Annotated in this window: 16 protein-coding genes; 8 read left to right on the top strand and 8 right to left on the bottom strand. The window is 67.9% G+C overall.

The features are described 5' to 3' along the window. The first annotated feature begins 16 nt into the window (after window positions 1-16). The 3 genes from OKW38_RS15245 (at window position 17) to panD (ending at window position 2,504) form a co-directional block, all read left to right on the top strand. A complete protein-coding gene (locus OKW38_RS15245; protein WP_429362131.1) occupies window positions 17-940 on the top strand; it encodes a segregation and condensation protein A in 924 nt (307 codons plus the stop codon). 283 nt (window positions 941-1,223) lie between these two features. Further along, window positions 1,224-2,057: a pantoate--beta-alanine ligase gene (panC, locus tag OKW38_RS15250; protein ID WP_429362133.1), complete on the top strand. Its 834-nt coding sequence runs from the start codon at window positions 1,224-1,226 to the stop codon at window positions 2,055-2,057. A gap of 60 nt (window positions 2,058-2,117) precedes the next feature. Beyond that, the gene (panD, locus tag OKW38_RS15255; protein ID WP_184045579.1) at window positions 2,118-2,504 is read left to right on the top strand and encodes an aspartate 1-decarboxylase; all 387 of its coding nucleotides are present in this window, start codon (window positions 2,118-2,120) and stop codon (window positions 2,502-2,504) included. A gap of 45 nt (window positions 2,505-2,549) precedes the next feature. On the opposite strand, the gene OKW38_RS15260 is transcribed toward panD, so the two are convergent. After that, window positions 2,550-3,188 carry a ParA family protein gene (locus tag OKW38_RS15260; protein WP_090803440.1) on the bottom strand — a complete coding sequence of 213 codons (639 nt, stop codon included), beginning with the start codon at window positions 3,186-3,188 and terminating at the stop codon, window positions 2,550-2,552. 244 nt (window positions 3,189-3,432) lie between these two features. Between OKW38_RS15260 and OKW38_RS15265 the strand changes: the two genes are divergently transcribed. After that, window positions 3,433-3,852, top strand: a complete 420-nt coding sequence (locus OKW38_RS15265) for a PaaI family thioesterase (RefSeq protein ID WP_090803438.1) — start codon at window positions 3,433-3,435, stop codon at window positions 3,850-3,852. A 57-nt stretch (window positions 3,853-3,909) separates the two neighbouring features. On the opposite strand, the gene OKW38_RS15270 is transcribed toward OKW38_RS15265, so the two are convergent. After that, the gene (locus OKW38_RS15270) at window positions 3,910-5,436 is read right to left on the bottom strand and encodes a cobyric acid synthase (protein ID WP_429362135.1); all 1,527 of its coding nucleotides are present in this window, start codon (window positions 5,434-5,436) and stop codon (window positions 3,910-3,912) included. A gap of 89 nt (window positions 5,437-5,525) precedes the next feature. On the opposite strand from OKW38_RS15270, the gene cobU reads away from it, so the two are divergent. From cobU to OKW38_RS15290, 4 genes are read left to right on the top strand one after another with little or no spacing between them, the layout of a single operon-like run. Further along, on the top strand, window positions 5,526-6,080 hold the full coding sequence (gene cobU / locus OKW38_RS15275) for a bifunctional adenosylcobinamide kinase/adenosylcobinamide-phosphate guanylyltransferase (RefSeq protein WP_429362137.1): 555 nt from the start codon (window positions 5,526-5,528) through the stop codon (window positions 6,078-6,080). Then, on the top strand, window positions 6,080-7,021 hold the full coding sequence (cbiB, locus tag OKW38_RS15280) for an adenosylcobinamide-phosphate synthase CbiB (protein WP_429362139.1): 942 nt from the start codon (window positions 6,080-6,082) through the stop codon (window positions 7,019-7,021). Before cobU ends, cbiB begins: the two co-directional genes overlap by 1 nt. 33 nt (window positions 7,022-7,054) lie before the next feature. Then, window positions 7,055-8,131 (top strand): threonine-phosphate decarboxylase CobD, encoded by a 1,077-nt coding sequence (gene cobD, locus OKW38_RS15285; RefSeq protein ID WP_429362141.1) that lies wholly within the window; start codon window positions 7,055-7,057, stop codon window positions 8,129-8,131. 54 nt (window positions 8,132-8,185) lie between these two features. After that, complete coding sequence (locus OKW38_RS15290) at window positions 8,186-9,136, top strand: cobalamin-binding protein (protein WP_429362143.1); 951 nt, start codon at window positions 8,186-8,188, stop codon at window positions 9,134-9,136. Window positions 9,137-9,188: 52 nt separating this feature from the next. On the opposite strand, the gene cobC is transcribed toward OKW38_RS15290, so the two are convergent. From cobC to OKW38_RS15320, 6 genes are all read right to left on the bottom strand, one after another. Further along, window positions 9,189-9,779: an alpha-ribazole phosphatase gene (gene cobC, locus OKW38_RS15295; RefSeq protein ID WP_090803430.1), complete on the bottom strand. Its 591-nt coding sequence runs from the start codon at window positions 9,777-9,779 to the stop codon at window positions 9,189-9,191. After that, window positions 9,764-10,540: an adenosylcobinamide-GDP ribazoletransferase gene (locus tag OKW38_RS15300; protein ID WP_429362145.1), complete on the bottom strand. Its 777-nt coding sequence runs from the start codon at window positions 10,538-10,540 to the stop codon at window positions 9,764-9,766. The genes cobC and OKW38_RS15300 overlap by 16 nt, the downstream gene beginning before the upstream one ends. Window positions 10,541-10,613: 73 nt before the next feature. Beyond that, window positions 10,614-11,675 (bottom strand): nicotinate-nucleotide--dimethylbenzimidazole phosphoribosyltransferase, encoded by a 1,062-nt coding sequence (gene cobT / locus OKW38_RS15305; RefSeq protein WP_429362147.1) that lies wholly within the window; start codon window positions 11,673-11,675, stop codon window positions 10,614-10,616. A 33-nt stretch (window positions 11,676-11,708) separates the two neighbouring features. Then, a complete protein-coding gene (locus OKW38_RS15310; protein ID WP_429363773.1) occupies window positions 11,709-12,551 on the bottom strand; it encodes an ABC transporter ATP-binding protein in 843 nt (280 codons plus the stop codon). Beyond that, window positions 12,548-13,612 carry a FecCD family ABC transporter permease gene (locus OKW38_RS15315; RefSeq protein WP_429335902.1) on the bottom strand — a complete coding sequence of 355 codons (1,065 nt, stop codon included), beginning with the start codon at window positions 13,610-13,612 and terminating at the stop codon, window positions 12,548-12,550. Before OKW38_RS15315 ends, OKW38_RS15310 begins: the two co-directional genes overlap by 4 nt. A gap of 39 nt (window positions 13,613-13,651) precedes the next feature. After that, window positions 13,652-15,580, bottom strand: a complete 1,929-nt coding sequence (locus OKW38_RS15320; RefSeq protein WP_429362149.1) for a TonB-dependent receptor domain-containing protein — start codon at window positions 15,578-15,580, stop codon at window positions 13,652-13,654. Window positions 15,581-15,628 lie beyond the last annotated feature (48 nt).

A 15,628-nucleotide genomic window follows, 5' to 3' on the forward strand; every position in this document is an offset into this window, starting at 1 on the left:
CCCAGTCACGCCGACGATGAGTCACGCTGACGAGGTGCATGGTCCGCTTCACGGCCCGATACACGGTCCAATACACGGCCCGGTTCACGGCCCAGCGCCGGCACCGTCCGACACCGCGCTTTCCGCGCCCGCCACCGATTCGACGCCCGACACGGTCGACGGCGTCGCGTTCGCGCGTCTGTACGGCGAGCCGCTGTTCAAGCTGCCGAACGACCTGTACATCCCTCCGGACGCGCTCGAGGTATTCCTCGAGACCTTCGAGGGGCCGCTCGACCTGCTGCTGTATCTGATCCGCAAGCAGAACTTCAACGTGCTCGACATCCCGATGGCGGATGTCACCGTGCAATATCTCGGCTACGTCGAGCAACTGCGCAAGACCAATCTCGAACTCGCGTCCGAGTATCTGCTGATGGCCGCGATGCTGATCGAAATCAAGTCGCGCATGCTGCTGCCGGTCAAGAAGGCCGACACCGGCGAGGAAGCCGAAGACCCGCGCGCCGAACTGGTGCGCCGCCTGCTCGAATACGAGCAGATGAAGCTCGCCGCGCAACGCATCGACCAGTTGCCGCAGCTTGGGCGCGATTTCCTGCGCGCCGAGGTCTACATCGAGCAGAGTGTCGCCCCGCGCTTCCCGGACGTAAACAGCGACGACCTGCGCGCCGCGTGGGCCGACGTGATCAAGCGCGCGAAGCTGGTCCAGCATCACAAGATTTCGCGCGAGGAGTTGTCGGTGCGCGAGCACATGAGCCTGATCCTGCGGCAGTTGCAGAATGCGCGCTTCATCGAGTTTTCCGATCTGTTCGACACGAGCCGCGGCGTGCCGGTCGTCATCGTGAATTTCATCGCCATGCTCGAGCTGTGCCGTGAATCGCTCGTCGAAATCACCCAGGCGGAGCCGTTCGCGCCGATTTACGTGCGACTGGCGTATCTACCGGCCTGAGCGCTGAATGACGGCCGCTTGACGGCCGGACCGCGGCCGGACCGTGGGAATCTCGCTACGAACACCGTCGCAGCGAAGCCTGGCGGGCCTCAGCGGGGAGTGCGCGGCAAGCTCGTCGCGCGCCGCTCGGAAGTGCCGCCGCGTTTCGGTGCGTCCGCTGCCCAAATCCACTACAATCCGCGCTCCGAACCCGTCATTTGCCGGTGAGGCGATGAGCCGCGCGATTCCGCCAGGTGTCGCGCCAACCGGATCGCGCGCCGCGCGAGCCTATCCCTGTCCGATCATGAAAGTCATCAGCTCGATCCATGAATTGCGCGACCAGTTGCGCGGCCAGAATCGCACGGCCTTCGTGCCGACGATGGGCAACCTGCACGAGGGCCATCTGTCGCTGATGCGCCTCGCGCGCCAGCACGGCGACCCGGTCGTGGCGAGCATCTTCGTCAACCGCCTGCAGTTCGGCCCGAGCGAGGATTTCGACAAATATCCGCGCACGCTCGAAGCCGACATCGACAAGCTGCAAAAGGAAGGGGTCTACGTGCTGTTCGCGCCGACCGAAAGGGACATGTATCCGGAGCCGCAGGAATACCGCGTGCATCCGCCGCACGATCTCGGCGACATCCTCGAGGGCGAATTCCGCCCCGGCTTCTTCCACGGTGTGTGCACGGTCGTGATGAAGCTGATGTCGTGCGTGCAGCCGCGCGTCGCGGTGTTCGGCAAGAAGGATTACCAGCAGCTGATGATCGTGCGCCAGATGTGCCACCAGTTCGCGCTGCCGACCGACATCGTCGCCGCCGAAACCGTGCGCGACACCGACGGCCTCGCGCTCAGCTCGCGCAACCGGTTCCTTTCAGCCGCCGAACGCGGCGAGGCGCCGATGCTGGCCGCCGAACTCAATCGGGTGCGCGACGCGGTGCTCGCGGGCGAGCGCGACTTCGCGAAACTCGAAGAGTCGGCCAAAGCGACGCTCGCGACGCGCGGCTGGAATCCCGATTACATCGCGATCCGCAAGCGCTCGAACCTGATCGCGCCCGGCGCGCAGGACGCCAACGCACCGCTCGTGGTGCTGGCCGCCGCGAAGCTCGGCGCGACCCGGCTCATCGACAACCTCGAAATCTGACGCCGCAACCGCCCGCGCGAACACAGTTACACTGCGCAGTCACACAGGATTGGATTGATCATGCAACGCAATATGCTGAAGTCGAAGATTCACCGCGTCGCGGTCACGCACTGCGAGCTCCACTACGAGGGCTCGTGCGCGATCGACGAAGATCTGCTCGAAGCGGCGAATATCGTCGAAAACGAGCGTATCGACATCTGGAACATCAACAACGGCGAGCGCTTCTCGACCTACGCGATCAAGGGCGAGCGCGGCAGCGGCATGATTTCGCTGAACGGCTCGGCCGCGCGTCGCGCGCAGCTCGGCGATCTGGTCATCATCGCGGCGTTCGCGGTGGTCGACGAGGCGGAGTTGAAGGCGGGCTGGAAGCCGGACCTCGTGTTCGTCGATGAAAACAACAGGATCAAGGGCAGCCGCGACCACGTGCCCACGCAGGCCTGGAGCTAAGCGAAGCTCAGCTTGACGCTTGACTGATGGTGGGCAGCCCCCGCCTCAGCCCTTCTTCCCCGCGCCGTTCGTCCACTCGACGATCGGCTGCCACTGCTCCAGATCCTTCTCCACACGGCTTTTCGCGACGTCCCACAGCGTCAGGCCGTGCGCCGCGAGCTGCACGTAGTTCTGCGTGTCGCGCAGAAAACCGAGCACCGGTAGCTTCAATCCCTCGACGAAGCGATGCAGCTGCTCGGCCGAGCGCGTGCGCGCATCGACGCGCATGCCGACCACGCCGACCTCGATCGCGCCCTTCCTGACCGCCTTTTCCTTCGCCAGCCGCTCGAGAAATTCCTGGGTCGCGAGAATATCGAACAGCGACGGCTGCAACGGCACGATCACCTTGTCGGCGAGATCGAGCGCGATGTTCAGGCGATTGCCGTGCAGGCCGGCCGGCGTGTCGACGACCGCGTGCTCGAGGCCTTTCGGCGGCTTGGCCGGCGTGTCGGGATTGACCTCCCAGGTTTCGATGTTCGGCAGCGTGGCGGGCCGTAATTCGAGCCACGCATGCGCGGAATGCTGCTTGTCGAGGTCGGCCAGCGCGACCCATTCGCCCGCCGCGGCGAAATAGCCGGCCAGATTGGTCGCTAGCGTGCTCTTGCCCACGCCGCCCTTCGGATTCGCCACCACGATCACCGACATGAAATCTCCCGGAAAGAAGGCTGGACACCGCCAGCCGGTTTGCCGCGCTATTGCTCCGTCCCCGCCGATCCGCTGTGACCGGCGCCGGCGGGCTCCACGATCGCTGCCGTTCGAAGTCCGGTTTCCAGGGACGCCCGCCGGTCCAGCCGTTGATAATATCGACAAATTCAGCGCGGCCGAAGCCCCCGCATCGCGAATCGGCCGCTCCAACCCGCCGTTTTTTTCGAGAAGGACCTGAAATCTCATGAGCAAACTACGCCCGGAATACACCGTCGAACGCCTGCTGGAGCGCCAGAAGGGCACGCTGCCGGACCTGCTGGGCCTGCGCGTGCTGACCGTGGACCAGGGCACGCTGGTCGCCGAACTGACCGTGCGCGAGGCGCTGCTCGCGCCGAACGGCTTCCTGCACGCGGCCACGGTGATCGGCCTCGCCGACACCGCGTGCGGCTACGCGTGCATCGCGCATCTGCCCGAAAACTCGCGCAACTTCACGACGATCGAGCTGAAGAGCAACTTCCTCGGCACCGCGACGCAGGGCACGATCCGCGCGGTCGCCAAGGGTGTGCACCTTGGGCGCAGCACGCAGGTCTGGGACGCGACGGTCACCGGTCCGGATGGTAAGACCATCGCGCTGTTTCGTTGCACGCAGATGGTGTTGTACTGAGCGAACCGCCCGCGCAGCAATCGCGTTCAAGCCGATAAAGAAGACCGGCGCAAAGCGTCACCCCAGCGCCGCGAACAGCCTGCGCATATCGACGTGCCCGGCCAGCGTATCGGCCAGCCGCTCCAGCGACGCCTCGCGCAACGCCGGATAGTCGAGCGCTTCGGCATCGCTCAAATCCGCCCATGCGAGCAGCGCCGCGCACGCGGCCGGCGTGTCGAACAGCCCATGCACGTAGGTCGTGAGAATCTGGCCATCGGCGGACATCGCGCCATCGGGACGGCCAAACTCCGCGCCGCCCTCGTGCGGGCCAGCGTGGTCGAGTCGCAGCGCCGGCGTGTCCAATGCCGGCCCGCGCGTCTCGCCCATATGAATCTCGTAGCCGGCGACGTCCGGCGTGCCGGGCAGCGCCAGGCGCCCGGTCACATTCTTCAGCGTCTTGTCGCGCGTGAGCACCGTCGCATAGTCGAGCCAGCCGAAACCCGCGAAGGTGCCCGGCGCGCCCTCGACGCCATGCGGATCGGCGATCTCGCGGCCCAGCATCTGCATGCCGCCGCAGATGCCGATCACGCGGCCGCCGTAGCGCAGATGCCGCGCCAGCACGTCGTCCCAGCCCTGTGCGCGCAGAAACGCGAGGTCGTCCGGCACGTTCTTCGAGCCCGGCAGGATGATCAGATCGGCGGCCGGCGGCGGCGTACCCGCGCGCACATAGTGAAAATCGACCTGCGGATGCGCGCGCAACGCGTCGAAGTCGGTGTGATTGCTGATGTGCGGCAGCACCGGCACGACCACGCGCAGCAGACGGCGCGAATCAACGCTCGCCGCCGCGCGCAGCTCGGGCGGCAGCATGTCCTCGGCGTCGAGCGTCAGGCCATGCAGATACGGCACGACACCGAGCACCGGCTTGCCGGTCTTCGCTTCCAGCCAGTCGAGCCCGGGCTTCAGCAGACCGATGTCGCCGCGAAAGCGGTTGATGATGAAGCCGCGCACGCGCGCCTGCTCGCTGTCGGACAGACATGCGAGCGTGCCGGTCAGGTGCGCGAACACGCCACCGCGATCGATGTCGGCGACCAGCACGACCGGGCAGTCGACCGCCTCCGCGAAACCCATGTTCGCGATGTCGCGCTCGCGCAGATTGATCTCGGCCGGACTGCCCGCGCCTTCGACGAAAATCGTGTCGTACGACGCGCGCAGCCGCGCATACGACTCCAGCACCGCCTCGAACGCGACCGGCTTGTAGTCGTGATACGCGCGCGCGTCGAGATTGATGCGCGCCTTGCCGTGGATGATCACCTGAGCGCCGCGATCGCTGGTCGGCTTCAGCAGCACCGGGTTCAGATCGGTGTGCGCGTCGATGCCCGCGGCGAGCGCCTGCAATGCCTGCGCGCGGCCGATCTCGCCGCCATCGACGGTCACCGCGCTGTTCAACGCCATGTTCTGCGGCTTGAACGGCGCGACCCGCGCACCCGCGCGCCGCGCGAGGCGGCACAGTCCCGCAACCAGCGTGCTCTTGCCCGCGTCGGACGTGGTGCCCTGGATCATCAGCGTGCCGCGCGGCACGGGCAGGGTGTCGGGAGGAATGGTCATTCGGGTCACGGCGGTGCAGGTGGAAGATGGACAGTGGCATTGCAATGCAATCGAGCGGCATTATCCCATCGCGCCGGTACAATCATAGGATGACTCCCCGCGACCTCACCTTCGTCCTCGGCGGCGCCCGCTCGGGCAAGAGCGCGCATGCCGAGCGGCTCGCCAGCGACAGCGCCTTCCCCGTCATCTACATCGCCACCGCCCGCGTCACCGACGACGCCGAATTCAACGCGCGCATTGCGCATCATCGCGAGCGGCGGCCCGCGCATTGGGGGCTCGTCGAAGCGGACGACGACCTCGCCGGCGCGCTCGCGCAACACGACGCGCCGGGCCGGTGTCTGCTGATCGACTGCCTGACGCTGTGGCTCGCAAACCTGCTATGTCCCGCCGACGGCGCGGCGGCGCCGCTGTCGCACTACTACGAGCAGGCCGCCGCGTTCGAAGCGGCGCTCGCCGGCGCGCGCGGCAAGATCATCGTCGTCAGCAACGAGATCGGCCTCGGCGTCGTGCCGCTCGGCGAAGCCACGCGTCTTTACGTCGACGAACTCGGGCGCTTGAATCAGCGCATCGCAGCGTTGAGCAGCGCGGCCACGCTGATGGTCGCGGGACTGCCGCTCGCGCTGAAAAGCGCGAGCGGCATGTGATGCCGCCGCTGACCATGCCGCTGGTCGCGACGCTCGCGGTCGCGGGCGTCGCCGTCGACCGCTGGTTCGGCGAGCCGGGCCGCCGGCATCCGCTGGTCGGGTTCGGCAACTGGGCGGCGCGTATCGAGGCGCGCTTCAATCACGACCGGCGTCTGCGGCTCAGGGGCCTGCTCGCATGGGCGCTCGCGGTTCTGCCGCCGGTGTTGATCGCGTGGTGGCTCGTCGCCGTGCTGCCGTTGTTCGCGGCCTGCGCGCTGCATGTCGCGCTGCTGTGGTTCGCGCTCGGCGCGCGCAGCCTGCGCGATCACATCGCGCCGATCGCGCGGGCGCTCGGCCAACGCGATCTGGCCACGGCACGTGAGTTGACCGCGCGGATCGTCTCGCGCGACACCGCGCAGTCGGACGAGGCCGCGCTCGCGCGCGCCGCGATCGAATCGGCGCTCGAAAACGGCAACGACGCGATCTTCGGCGCGCTGTTCTGGTTCGCGCTCGCGGGCGGGCCCGGCGCGCTCGGCTTTCGCCTCGCCAATACGCTCGACGCGATGTGGGGTTATCGCACGCCGCGCTATCTGCGCTTCGGCTGGGCCGCCGCGCGCATCGACGACGTGCTGAACTGGATTCCCGCGCGGCTGACTGCCACGAGCTACGCGCTGCTCGGCGACACGCTGACCGCCTGGCGCTGCTGGCGCGAGCAAGCGCCGCGCTGGGACAGCCCGAACGCGGGCCCGGTGATGGCCGCCGGCGCCGGCAGCCTGAACGTGCTGATCGGCGGGCCGGCCGTGTATCACGGCACGCTCGAGCACCGGCCGACGCTGGGCTTCGGGCGTCCCGCCGAGGCGCGTCATGTGGGCGCCGCGTTGATGCTGGTCGAACGCACGGTGATTTTCTGGCTGGCCGTGCTGATCGTGCTGGCGTTGTTGAGCGTGCCGTTTCATGGCTGAGCGGAACGACGCGCGTAGCGATGGGATGAGCGCATGAGCGACTGGACGCAACCGCGCGAGCACGCCGCAAGCGGCCCGATCGCGCACGGCGGCAACCTGCACGAAGCGGCGGCGCGCTACGGCATTGCGTACGCGCAGTGGCTCGATCTGTCGACCGGCATCAATCCGCACGGCTATCCGGTGCCGCCGCTGCCCGCCGACGCGTGGCGCCGTTTGCCCGACGAAGGCGACGGCTTCGCCGAGCGGGCCGCGCGCTACTACGGCGCGCCCGATGCCGCGCACGTGCTGCCCGTCGCCGGCAGCCAGGCGGCGATTCGCGCGCTGCCCGCGTTGCTGTCGCCCGCGACGGTCGGCATCGCGCCGCTGACCTACGGCGAGTACGCGCCCGCGTTCGCGCGCGCCGGACACGCGGTCGCGCCGCTCGAGGTGCATCGCGACACGCTGCCCGCCGCGCTCACGCACGTCGCGATCGTCAACCCCGACAATCCGACCGCCACGCATATCGATGCCGCCAGGCTGCTGTACTGGCACACGCAGTTGCGCGAACGCGGCGGCACGCTGCTCGTCGACGAAGCGTTCGCCGATACGCTGCCGGCCGCGCGGGTCGCGTCGCTGGCGGCGCATACGCACCGGGACGGGCTCGTCGTGTTGCGCTCGCCCGGCAAGTTCTTCGGGCTCGCGGGTGTGCGCGCCGGCTTCGTGCTGGGCGCGCCCGCATTGCTCGCCGCGTTGCGCGACAGGCTGGGGGCGTGGACCGTCAGCGGTCCCGCGCGTCATGCGGTGAGCGCCGCGTTCGACGATGGCGCGTGGCAAACGCGCATGCGTGAGCGGCTCATCGGCGACAGCGCGCGGCTTGCCGGGCTGTTGCATGCGCATGGTTTCGCGACACGCGGCACGCCGCTTTTCGCATGGACCGACGATGCGCGCGCCGCCGCGTTGCATGAAGCGCTCGCGCGGCGCGGCGTGTGGACGCGTCTTTTTCCGCCATCGCTTCGGGTGCCATCGGCCAGCGTGCGCTTCGGGCTGCCGGGCGACGAAGCCGAATGGACCCGCTTCGAGCAACAGTTGCAACAGGCGGTTGACTCGATCGATACCGCGCGGTCGAGTTAGCGCAGTGACCTTCGCACCCAAGCCGCTCAACGCTTCGTGATCCGCCCTCGTCCGATGATCCGCTTTGCTCGTTCCATCCGCTTTGCCCCGCCCGCGCACCGCTTCATCCATTGGTTCGGCGCCGCAGCGCTCGCGCTGACCGCGCTGAGCGCGCACGCCGCGATCACCGTCACCGACGACAGCGGCGCGACCGTCACGCTCGCCGCGCCCGCGCGGCGCGTGATCAGCCTCGCCCCGCACGTGACCGAATTGCTGTACGCCGCGGGCGGCGGCCCGAAGATGGTCGGCGCCGTGTCGTACAGCGACTATCCGCCCGAAGCGAAGCAACTCCCGCGCGTCGGCGACAACAAGGCGCTCGACCTCGAACGCATCGTCGCGCTGAAACCGGACCTGATCGTCGTGTGGCGGCACGGCAACGCGCAGCGCCAGCTCGAACGCTTGCGCGAGCTACACGTGCCGCTCTTTTTCAGCGAGCCGCGCCGTCTCGACGATATCGCCGTGTCGCTGACCAAGCTCGGCCGGCTGCTCGGCACATCGGCGAGCGCGGATGCGGCGGCGGCCGCCTTCCGCGACGACATCGCCCGTCTGCGCGCGCGGTATGCGAACCGCCCGGCCGTCAGGGTCTTCTATCAGGTATGGGACCGGCCGCTGATGACGCTCAACGGCGAGCACATGATCAGCGACGTGATCACGCTATGCGGCGGCCGCAATGTGTTCGCGGACCTGCAGCCGCTCGTGCCGACCGTGTCGATCGAAGCGGTGCTCGCGGCGAATCCGCAGGCGATCGTCACCGCCGCGCCCGGCGCGACGCGGCCCGACACGATGCTGCCGCAACTCGACACATGGCGCGCATGGCCGGGCCTCGCGGCCGTCGCGAACAACAACCTGTTTGCGATCGACGGCGATCTGATCAATCGCCCCGCGCCGCGCATCGCGCAAGGCGCGCGGCAACTGTGCGAGGACCTCGAACTGGCGCGCTCGCGCAGCAAGCAGCCCGCACCATGACGGCGCCGCGTGTGGCGAGAAAAAAGATCGGTTTTCCGGATGACCACGCGGGTCACGCATTCCATCGCACGAGCGACCACTGCAGCGTCTCGTCGTTACGTCGCAACCAGACGATCCCCGTCATATCTAGCGACCACTGCAGGCAATGCGCGAGCGGCACCTCCAGCACCCACGACGCGATCGCGCGCATCACGCCCGCGTGCGTGACCACGTATGCGGGCGACAGCTCGCGCGTCAGCGCGAACGCATCGAACCACGCTCGCACACGCGCGACGAATTGCGCGACGCTCTCGCCGCCGTGCGCGCGCGCATGTTCGAAATTGGCGGCCCAGTCGTCGAGCAGCGCGCGATCGATCGTATCCCAGCGCTGCGCTTCCCACTCGCCGAAATCCATTTCCTTCAGGCGCTCGTCGTGGCTGACCACGCAGCCGAAGTCGTTCGCGATCTCGGTCGCTAGCGCGGCGCAGCGCGTAAGCGGACTCGTGATCAGCACACGCGGCGCCGGCACCTGCAAGCTCGCGAGCTTCACCGCCAACGCATTGGACGTGACCTCGGCGCTTTCCGCCAACGCGACATCGCTATGGCCGTAACACACCCCCGCCTCGAGCGCGACAGCGGGATGTCGAATCAGGACGATATCCATGCAAGCCCCACCAGGTAGATGCTCAATTCGAAGATCTGCTGCGCGAAGCCGAGGCAGTCGCCGGTATAGCCGCCGATGCGTCTGACGAAATAACGGCCCATTGCAAAGCGCAGCGCGAACAGCACAGCACACGTGAGCGCGGCGAAACGCCAGTCGGGCATGCCGGGGCCGTTCGGCCACAGCAGCCACGGCAGCCCGAACAGCACGGCGCACAACAGCGCCGGCCCGCTCAAACGCTGCGCGACCGGCTTGGCTTTGCCGGCCGCGCGCACATAGTCGAGCGTGGCCAGGTAACTGATCGCGCACGCGCGGCTCGCGCCATGCGCCGCAAGCATCAGGCTTGCGGCGCGCAGCGGTGGCAATGCCGCGAGCGTTTGCCACTTGATCGCCAGAGCGATCACGAGCGCGATGGCGCCGAAAACACCGATGCGCGAGTCGTGCATGATGCGCAGCGCTTCGTCGCGCGTATAGGCGCCACCGAACGCATCGATGCAGTCGGCGAGACCGTCCTCGTGAAATGCGCCCGTGACCACGAGCGACGCGGCCATCGACAGCAGCACCGCGACACTCGCCGGAAACACGCGCAGCGCGGCCAGATAGACGAGCGCGCTAAAGCCGCCGACCAACACGCCGACGAGCGGAAAATAGCGCGCCGCGGCGTTCAGATAATGCGGCTCGAAACCGACCCAGCGCGGCACGGGCACGCGCGTGAAGTAACCGAGCGCCGTGAAGAAATAGCGCAGTTCCGCGAGCGGGTTCATGAATGTGGCGAGTGCAGGTTCACGGCGCTGCGGGCCGAGCTTCGCGTTATCGCGAAGCGCGTGCTCGCGCGCTTCACGGTTCGCGATCGGCGACGCCCGCCGAATCGAAGCTGGCCATCTCGTTGACGAAGGCCACCGCCGCGCGCAGCAACGGCACCGCGAGCGCGGCGCCCGTGCCTTCGCCGAGCCGCATGTCGAGCGACAGCAGCGGCTGCGCGCCGAAATGATCGAGCATGCGCCGATGCCCGGCCTCGTTCGACGCATGCGCGAACACGCAGTACTCGCGCACGTCGGGCGAGAACGCATCGGCGACCAGCAGCGCGGACGTCGCGATGAAGCCATCGACGAGGATGGTCATGCGCGCCTCGGCGGCCGCCAGATACGCGCCCGCCATCATCGCGATTTCGAAGCCGCCGAAGGTCGCGAGCACGTCGAGCGGCGCGCGTGCATCCGCATGGCGCGCGAGCGCCGCCGCGAGCACGTTGCGCTTCTTCGCGAGTCCGGCATTGTCGAGACCCGTGCCGCGGCCGACGCAGTCGTCGATCGGCAAGCCGCACAGGCGGCTCATCAGACACGCGGCCGCCGAGGTGTTCGCGATGCCCATCTCGCCGAAGCCGATCACGTTCGTGCCGAGCGCCGCGTGATGACGCACGCGCGCGGCGCCCGCCTGCATCGCGGCGAGCGCTTCGGCGTGCGTCATCGCGGCTTCGTGTGCGAAGTTGCGCGTGCCGGGCCCGACCGGAATGTCGACGAGTCGGTCCGTGGACGGCAGCGGCGTCGCGATGCCCGCGTTGACCACTTCGAGTTCGAGACCCGCGACGCGACTGAGCGCGTTGATCGCCGCGCCGCCCGCGATGAAGTTCGCGACCATCTGCGCGGTCACCGCTTGCGGATAGGGGCTCACGCCTTCGGCGGCGATGCCGTGGTCGCCCGCGAAAACGATCATCGCGGGACGCTGCACGGTGGGACGCGTACTACGCTGGATCAGGCCCATCTGGCGCGCGAGCGTTTCGAGCCGGCCGAGGCTGCCGGGCGGTTTGGTGCGCGTATCGATGATCCGCTGCAGCTCGGCGCGTAGCGTCTGATCGAGCGGCGCGACTTCGGGCAAACCGGCTGGGTGTGGGATGCGAGTCATAGGTGTGATCGAAACAAGGGATAGGAATAAATATCAGCCTGACTGTGCGTCATGGCCGGCAGGCGATTCGTGACGCGCGCGCGGCGCGGGTATCAGCGCCTCGTGCTCGCCGTCGCGAATCAGAATCAGCGGATAGCCGAACGCGCGGCTCGTCAACGCGGGCGTCAGCACGTCGCGCACTGGGCCCGCATACGCGCCGCCCGCGCCGTCGAGCAGCAACGCGTGCGTCGCGAAGCGGCGCGCGAGGTTCAGATCGTGGCACGAGAACAGCACACTACGGCGCGGTTCGCGCGTCCATGCGACGAGCGCTTCGAGACAGTCGACCTGATGATGCAGGTCGAGATGCGACAACGGTTCGTCGAGCAGCAACAGCGGCGCGTCCTGGCACAGCACCGCCGCGAGGGCAACGCGCTGACGCTCGCCGCCCGATAGCGACAGCACGTCGCGCGCCGCAAAGTCCGCAAGGCCGAGCCGTTCGAGCGCCGCCCGCGCGGCCGCGCGATCCTCGTCGCGCTCCCAGCCCCAGCCGCCCAGATGCGGGAAGCGGTTCAGCAGCACGATGTCGAGCACGCTTGCGTTGAACGCATCGGCCGCGCTTTGCGGCATCAGCGCGCGGCGCCGTGCGAGCGGCAGCGGCTGCCAGTCGGCCACGCGCACGCCATCGAGTTCGACATGGCCCGCCGCCGGATGCAACAGCCCCGCCAGCGTCGATAGCAAGGTGGTCTTGCCCGCGCCGTTCGGCCCGGCGATGCACCAGATTTCGCCCGCATGGAACGTGTGCGTGAACGCGTCGAGCAAGGTGCGCGCGCCGGCGCGCAACGTCAGGCGCTGCGTGCTCAGCATCGAACAGGCGGGGCTGGGTTTGGCTCGTATCATCGGCGGCGTTTGAGCAACATCCACAGGAACACCGGTACGCCGACCAGCGACGTGATCACGCCGACCGGCAATTGCGCGGGCGCGATCACGGTCCGCGCGATCAGATCCGCGCCCATCACCGCGACACCGCCGCCGAGCGCGGCCGCCGGCAGCAGCATGCGCTGATCGTTGCCGAACGCGAGCCGCAGCATGTGCGGCACGACGAGACCGACGAAGCCGATCGTGCCCGCGGTCGTCACCGCCGCGGCCGCCGCCAGCGACGCGACCAGGTACACACGCAAACGCAGCGGCATCACGGCGACGCCCAACGCCTGAGCGGCCGCGTCGCCGCGCAGCAACACGTTCAGACGCGGCGCGGCCGGCACGATCGCGAGCAGCACGAGCGCGAGCGCCATCAGCGCGGTCCACGGCAGCGCGCCGCCGTTGAGGTCGCCGGTGAGCCAGAACAGCATGCCGCGCAGACGGCTGTCGGGCGCGAGATTGAGCAGCAGCGTGATCAGCGCGCCCCACCCGGCCGCGATCACCGCGCCGGTCAATAGCAAACGGGGCGACGTGTCCTGCGGCTCGCCGCGCCATAGCTCGCGACGCGCGAGGCCGAGCACCAGCAGGATCGACACGAACGCACCCGCGAATGCGCTCGCATCGACGAGCCACCATGCGCCGCCCGCAATCATCGCAACGAGCGCGAACGTCGCCGCGCCGCCCGACACGCCGAGCACGTATGGCTCGGCCAGCGGATTGCGCAGCAGCACCTGCAGCAGCGCGCCGGCGAGCGCGAGCAACGCGCCGCACGCGAAGCCCGCGAGCGCGCGCGGCAAACGCAACGTACGCACGATTTCGCCGGCGAGATCGTCGCTGCCCGTGCCGCCGAACGTGTGCGTCGGCACGAGCGCCGCAAGCACGCGCGACGGCGCGAGCGGCACGCTGCCAAGCACCAGCGAGGCGCCGAGCACCGCGATGGCGGCGAACGCGAGGCCGAGCCAGATCGCGGCCGCGCGTTTCGCGTTCATCGGGCGCGGCGTCGCCATCGCGGCACGCAGCGAAGCGGACGCGCGACTCATCCGCGTGCGCTCACGCATGCGGCCACCCCGGCGCGCGCGTCACTGCTGCTGCCAGCCGAGCGTGAGATACGCACCGCGTCGCGGCGAGTTATACGAGTAGGCCGTTTCATAATCCTTGTTGAACAGATTGTCGATTTGCGCACTGACGTACCAAGCTTTGGTGACGTTGTAGCGCGCCGACAGATTCACGATGCCATAACCGCCGAGGTTGCCGGTGCTATCGGTGCGCGGACCGCTGACGATCCACTCGCCGCCAACCCGCCAGCCACCGATGCTGCGGTTCACCGCGAACGACCCGAACCGACGCGCGCGCCGCACGAGGTCGGTACCGTTGTCGAGATCGAGCGGGTTCTGCAGCGTCACCGTTGCGCGCACGTCGGTCTTGCCGACATGACCGCTCCACGATCCCTCGAGTCCCTGCACCTTCGCACGGCCGACGTTCTCCGCGAGGTAGATGCCGGGGATCGTCTGCACGTAGTCGATCAGATTCGTATAGCGCGTCTGGAATGCGTTCAGTCGCATCACGCCGAGCGCATCGGTCGCGTACTGCAAACCGGCTTCGACCGAATGACTGCGCTCGGGCTGGATCGACGGGTTGCCGCTGATCGGATAGTACAGATCGTCGAAGCTCGGCGCGCGGAACGCATCCGAATAGCTTGCGGTTACCTTCCAGCGCGACGTGATGTCGAATCCGTAGCCGAGATAGTAACTGTTCGCTCCACCGAAATCGGAGTACTGGTCGCGTCGCACGTTGGCCTGAATCTGGTTGCGGCCGAAGCGCGCGCTGTAGCCCGCGAAGACCGAATCGACGTGACGGTCGGGCGCGGCGAACGTGTCGGAGTCGAGCGTCTGGTCGAGATGCTCGTAGCCGAGTTGCAGCTTCTGGTTCGCGGCGAGCGCGAAATCGTTCTGCCACGTGTACTGGCGATTGTCGGTATCGAAGCGGCCGTTGTAGATGCCATTGGTGTTCGACACGCTGCGGTCGTCGCCCTCGGCGAGCGTGACGTGGGTGGTCCACCAGTCGGTCAGCTTGCCGTTCGCGAATACCGACACCTGACGCACCTTGCTATAGAGATTGTTCAGATCGGTGGGCTCGCCGTACGCATTGTCGTAGCTGTTGTCGTTGTTCGACTGGAAGTAGCTGACGCCCGCGTCCCACCTGTCGGTGAACTTGTGACGCAGCGACGCGCTGATGCTCTCGTTCAGATTGCCGTTTGCGTTCGGATTCGCGTTCGGCGCCTCGAGCGGATTGAGCGACGAAAAGCCGTCGTCCTTCGTGCGCGCGAGCGAAATATTGAAAGTCGTGCGGCCGTCCTGATCGAGCGCGCCGTTCACGCCGGCCGTTTGCGTCTGCGTGCGATAGCTGCCGTAGCCGACCGAAAAATTGAAACGCGGCGGATGATCGCCGCCGTCTTTCGTGAACACCTGCACGACGCCGCCGATCGCGCCCGAGCCATACAACGCCGACACGTTGCCGTTCACCACTTCGACGTGATCGACCTGATCGAGCGGAATCTGCGCGAGTTGAGCTGAGCCGAGACTCACCGAATCGACGCGCACGCCGTCGATCAGCAGCAGCGATTGCGTCGACGATGCGCCGCGCAGAAAGAGGCTCGTGGTCGAACCGGGGCCACCCGTGCGCGAGATTTGCGCGCCTGGCGCGAGTTGCAGCAGGCCGGGCAGATCGGTCGCGGTCGTGTCGGCGATGTCCTGCTGATCGAACTGCGTGGTCTGCGGGATCGCATCGCGCAACGCTTGCGGTCCGCGTTGCGCGGTCACGACGATCGGCGACAGCACGTTGCCCGACGCATCGGTGGAAGTGAGATTGGCCGCGTCGGCAACGTTTGCGGCGCTCGCAGCGGTTGCATCCGTCGCGGACGAAGACGCGGGCTCGGCGCTTTGCGCATGCACGACGAGCGGCAGGCTCGCGAACGCGAGCAGCGTTGCGCGGGCGATGGGGGACAGCATGGGATGACATTCCTGTGGATAGCGTGCGCGGCCTGCTTCCCCGCAGGC

This window comes from Paraburkholderia sp. MM5496-R1, from assembly GCF_050436205.1.
In the GTDB taxonomy this organism is placed as follows: domain Bacteria; phylum Pseudomonadota; class Gammaproteobacteria; order Burkholderiales; family Burkholderiaceae; genus Paraburkholderia; species Paraburkholderia tuberum.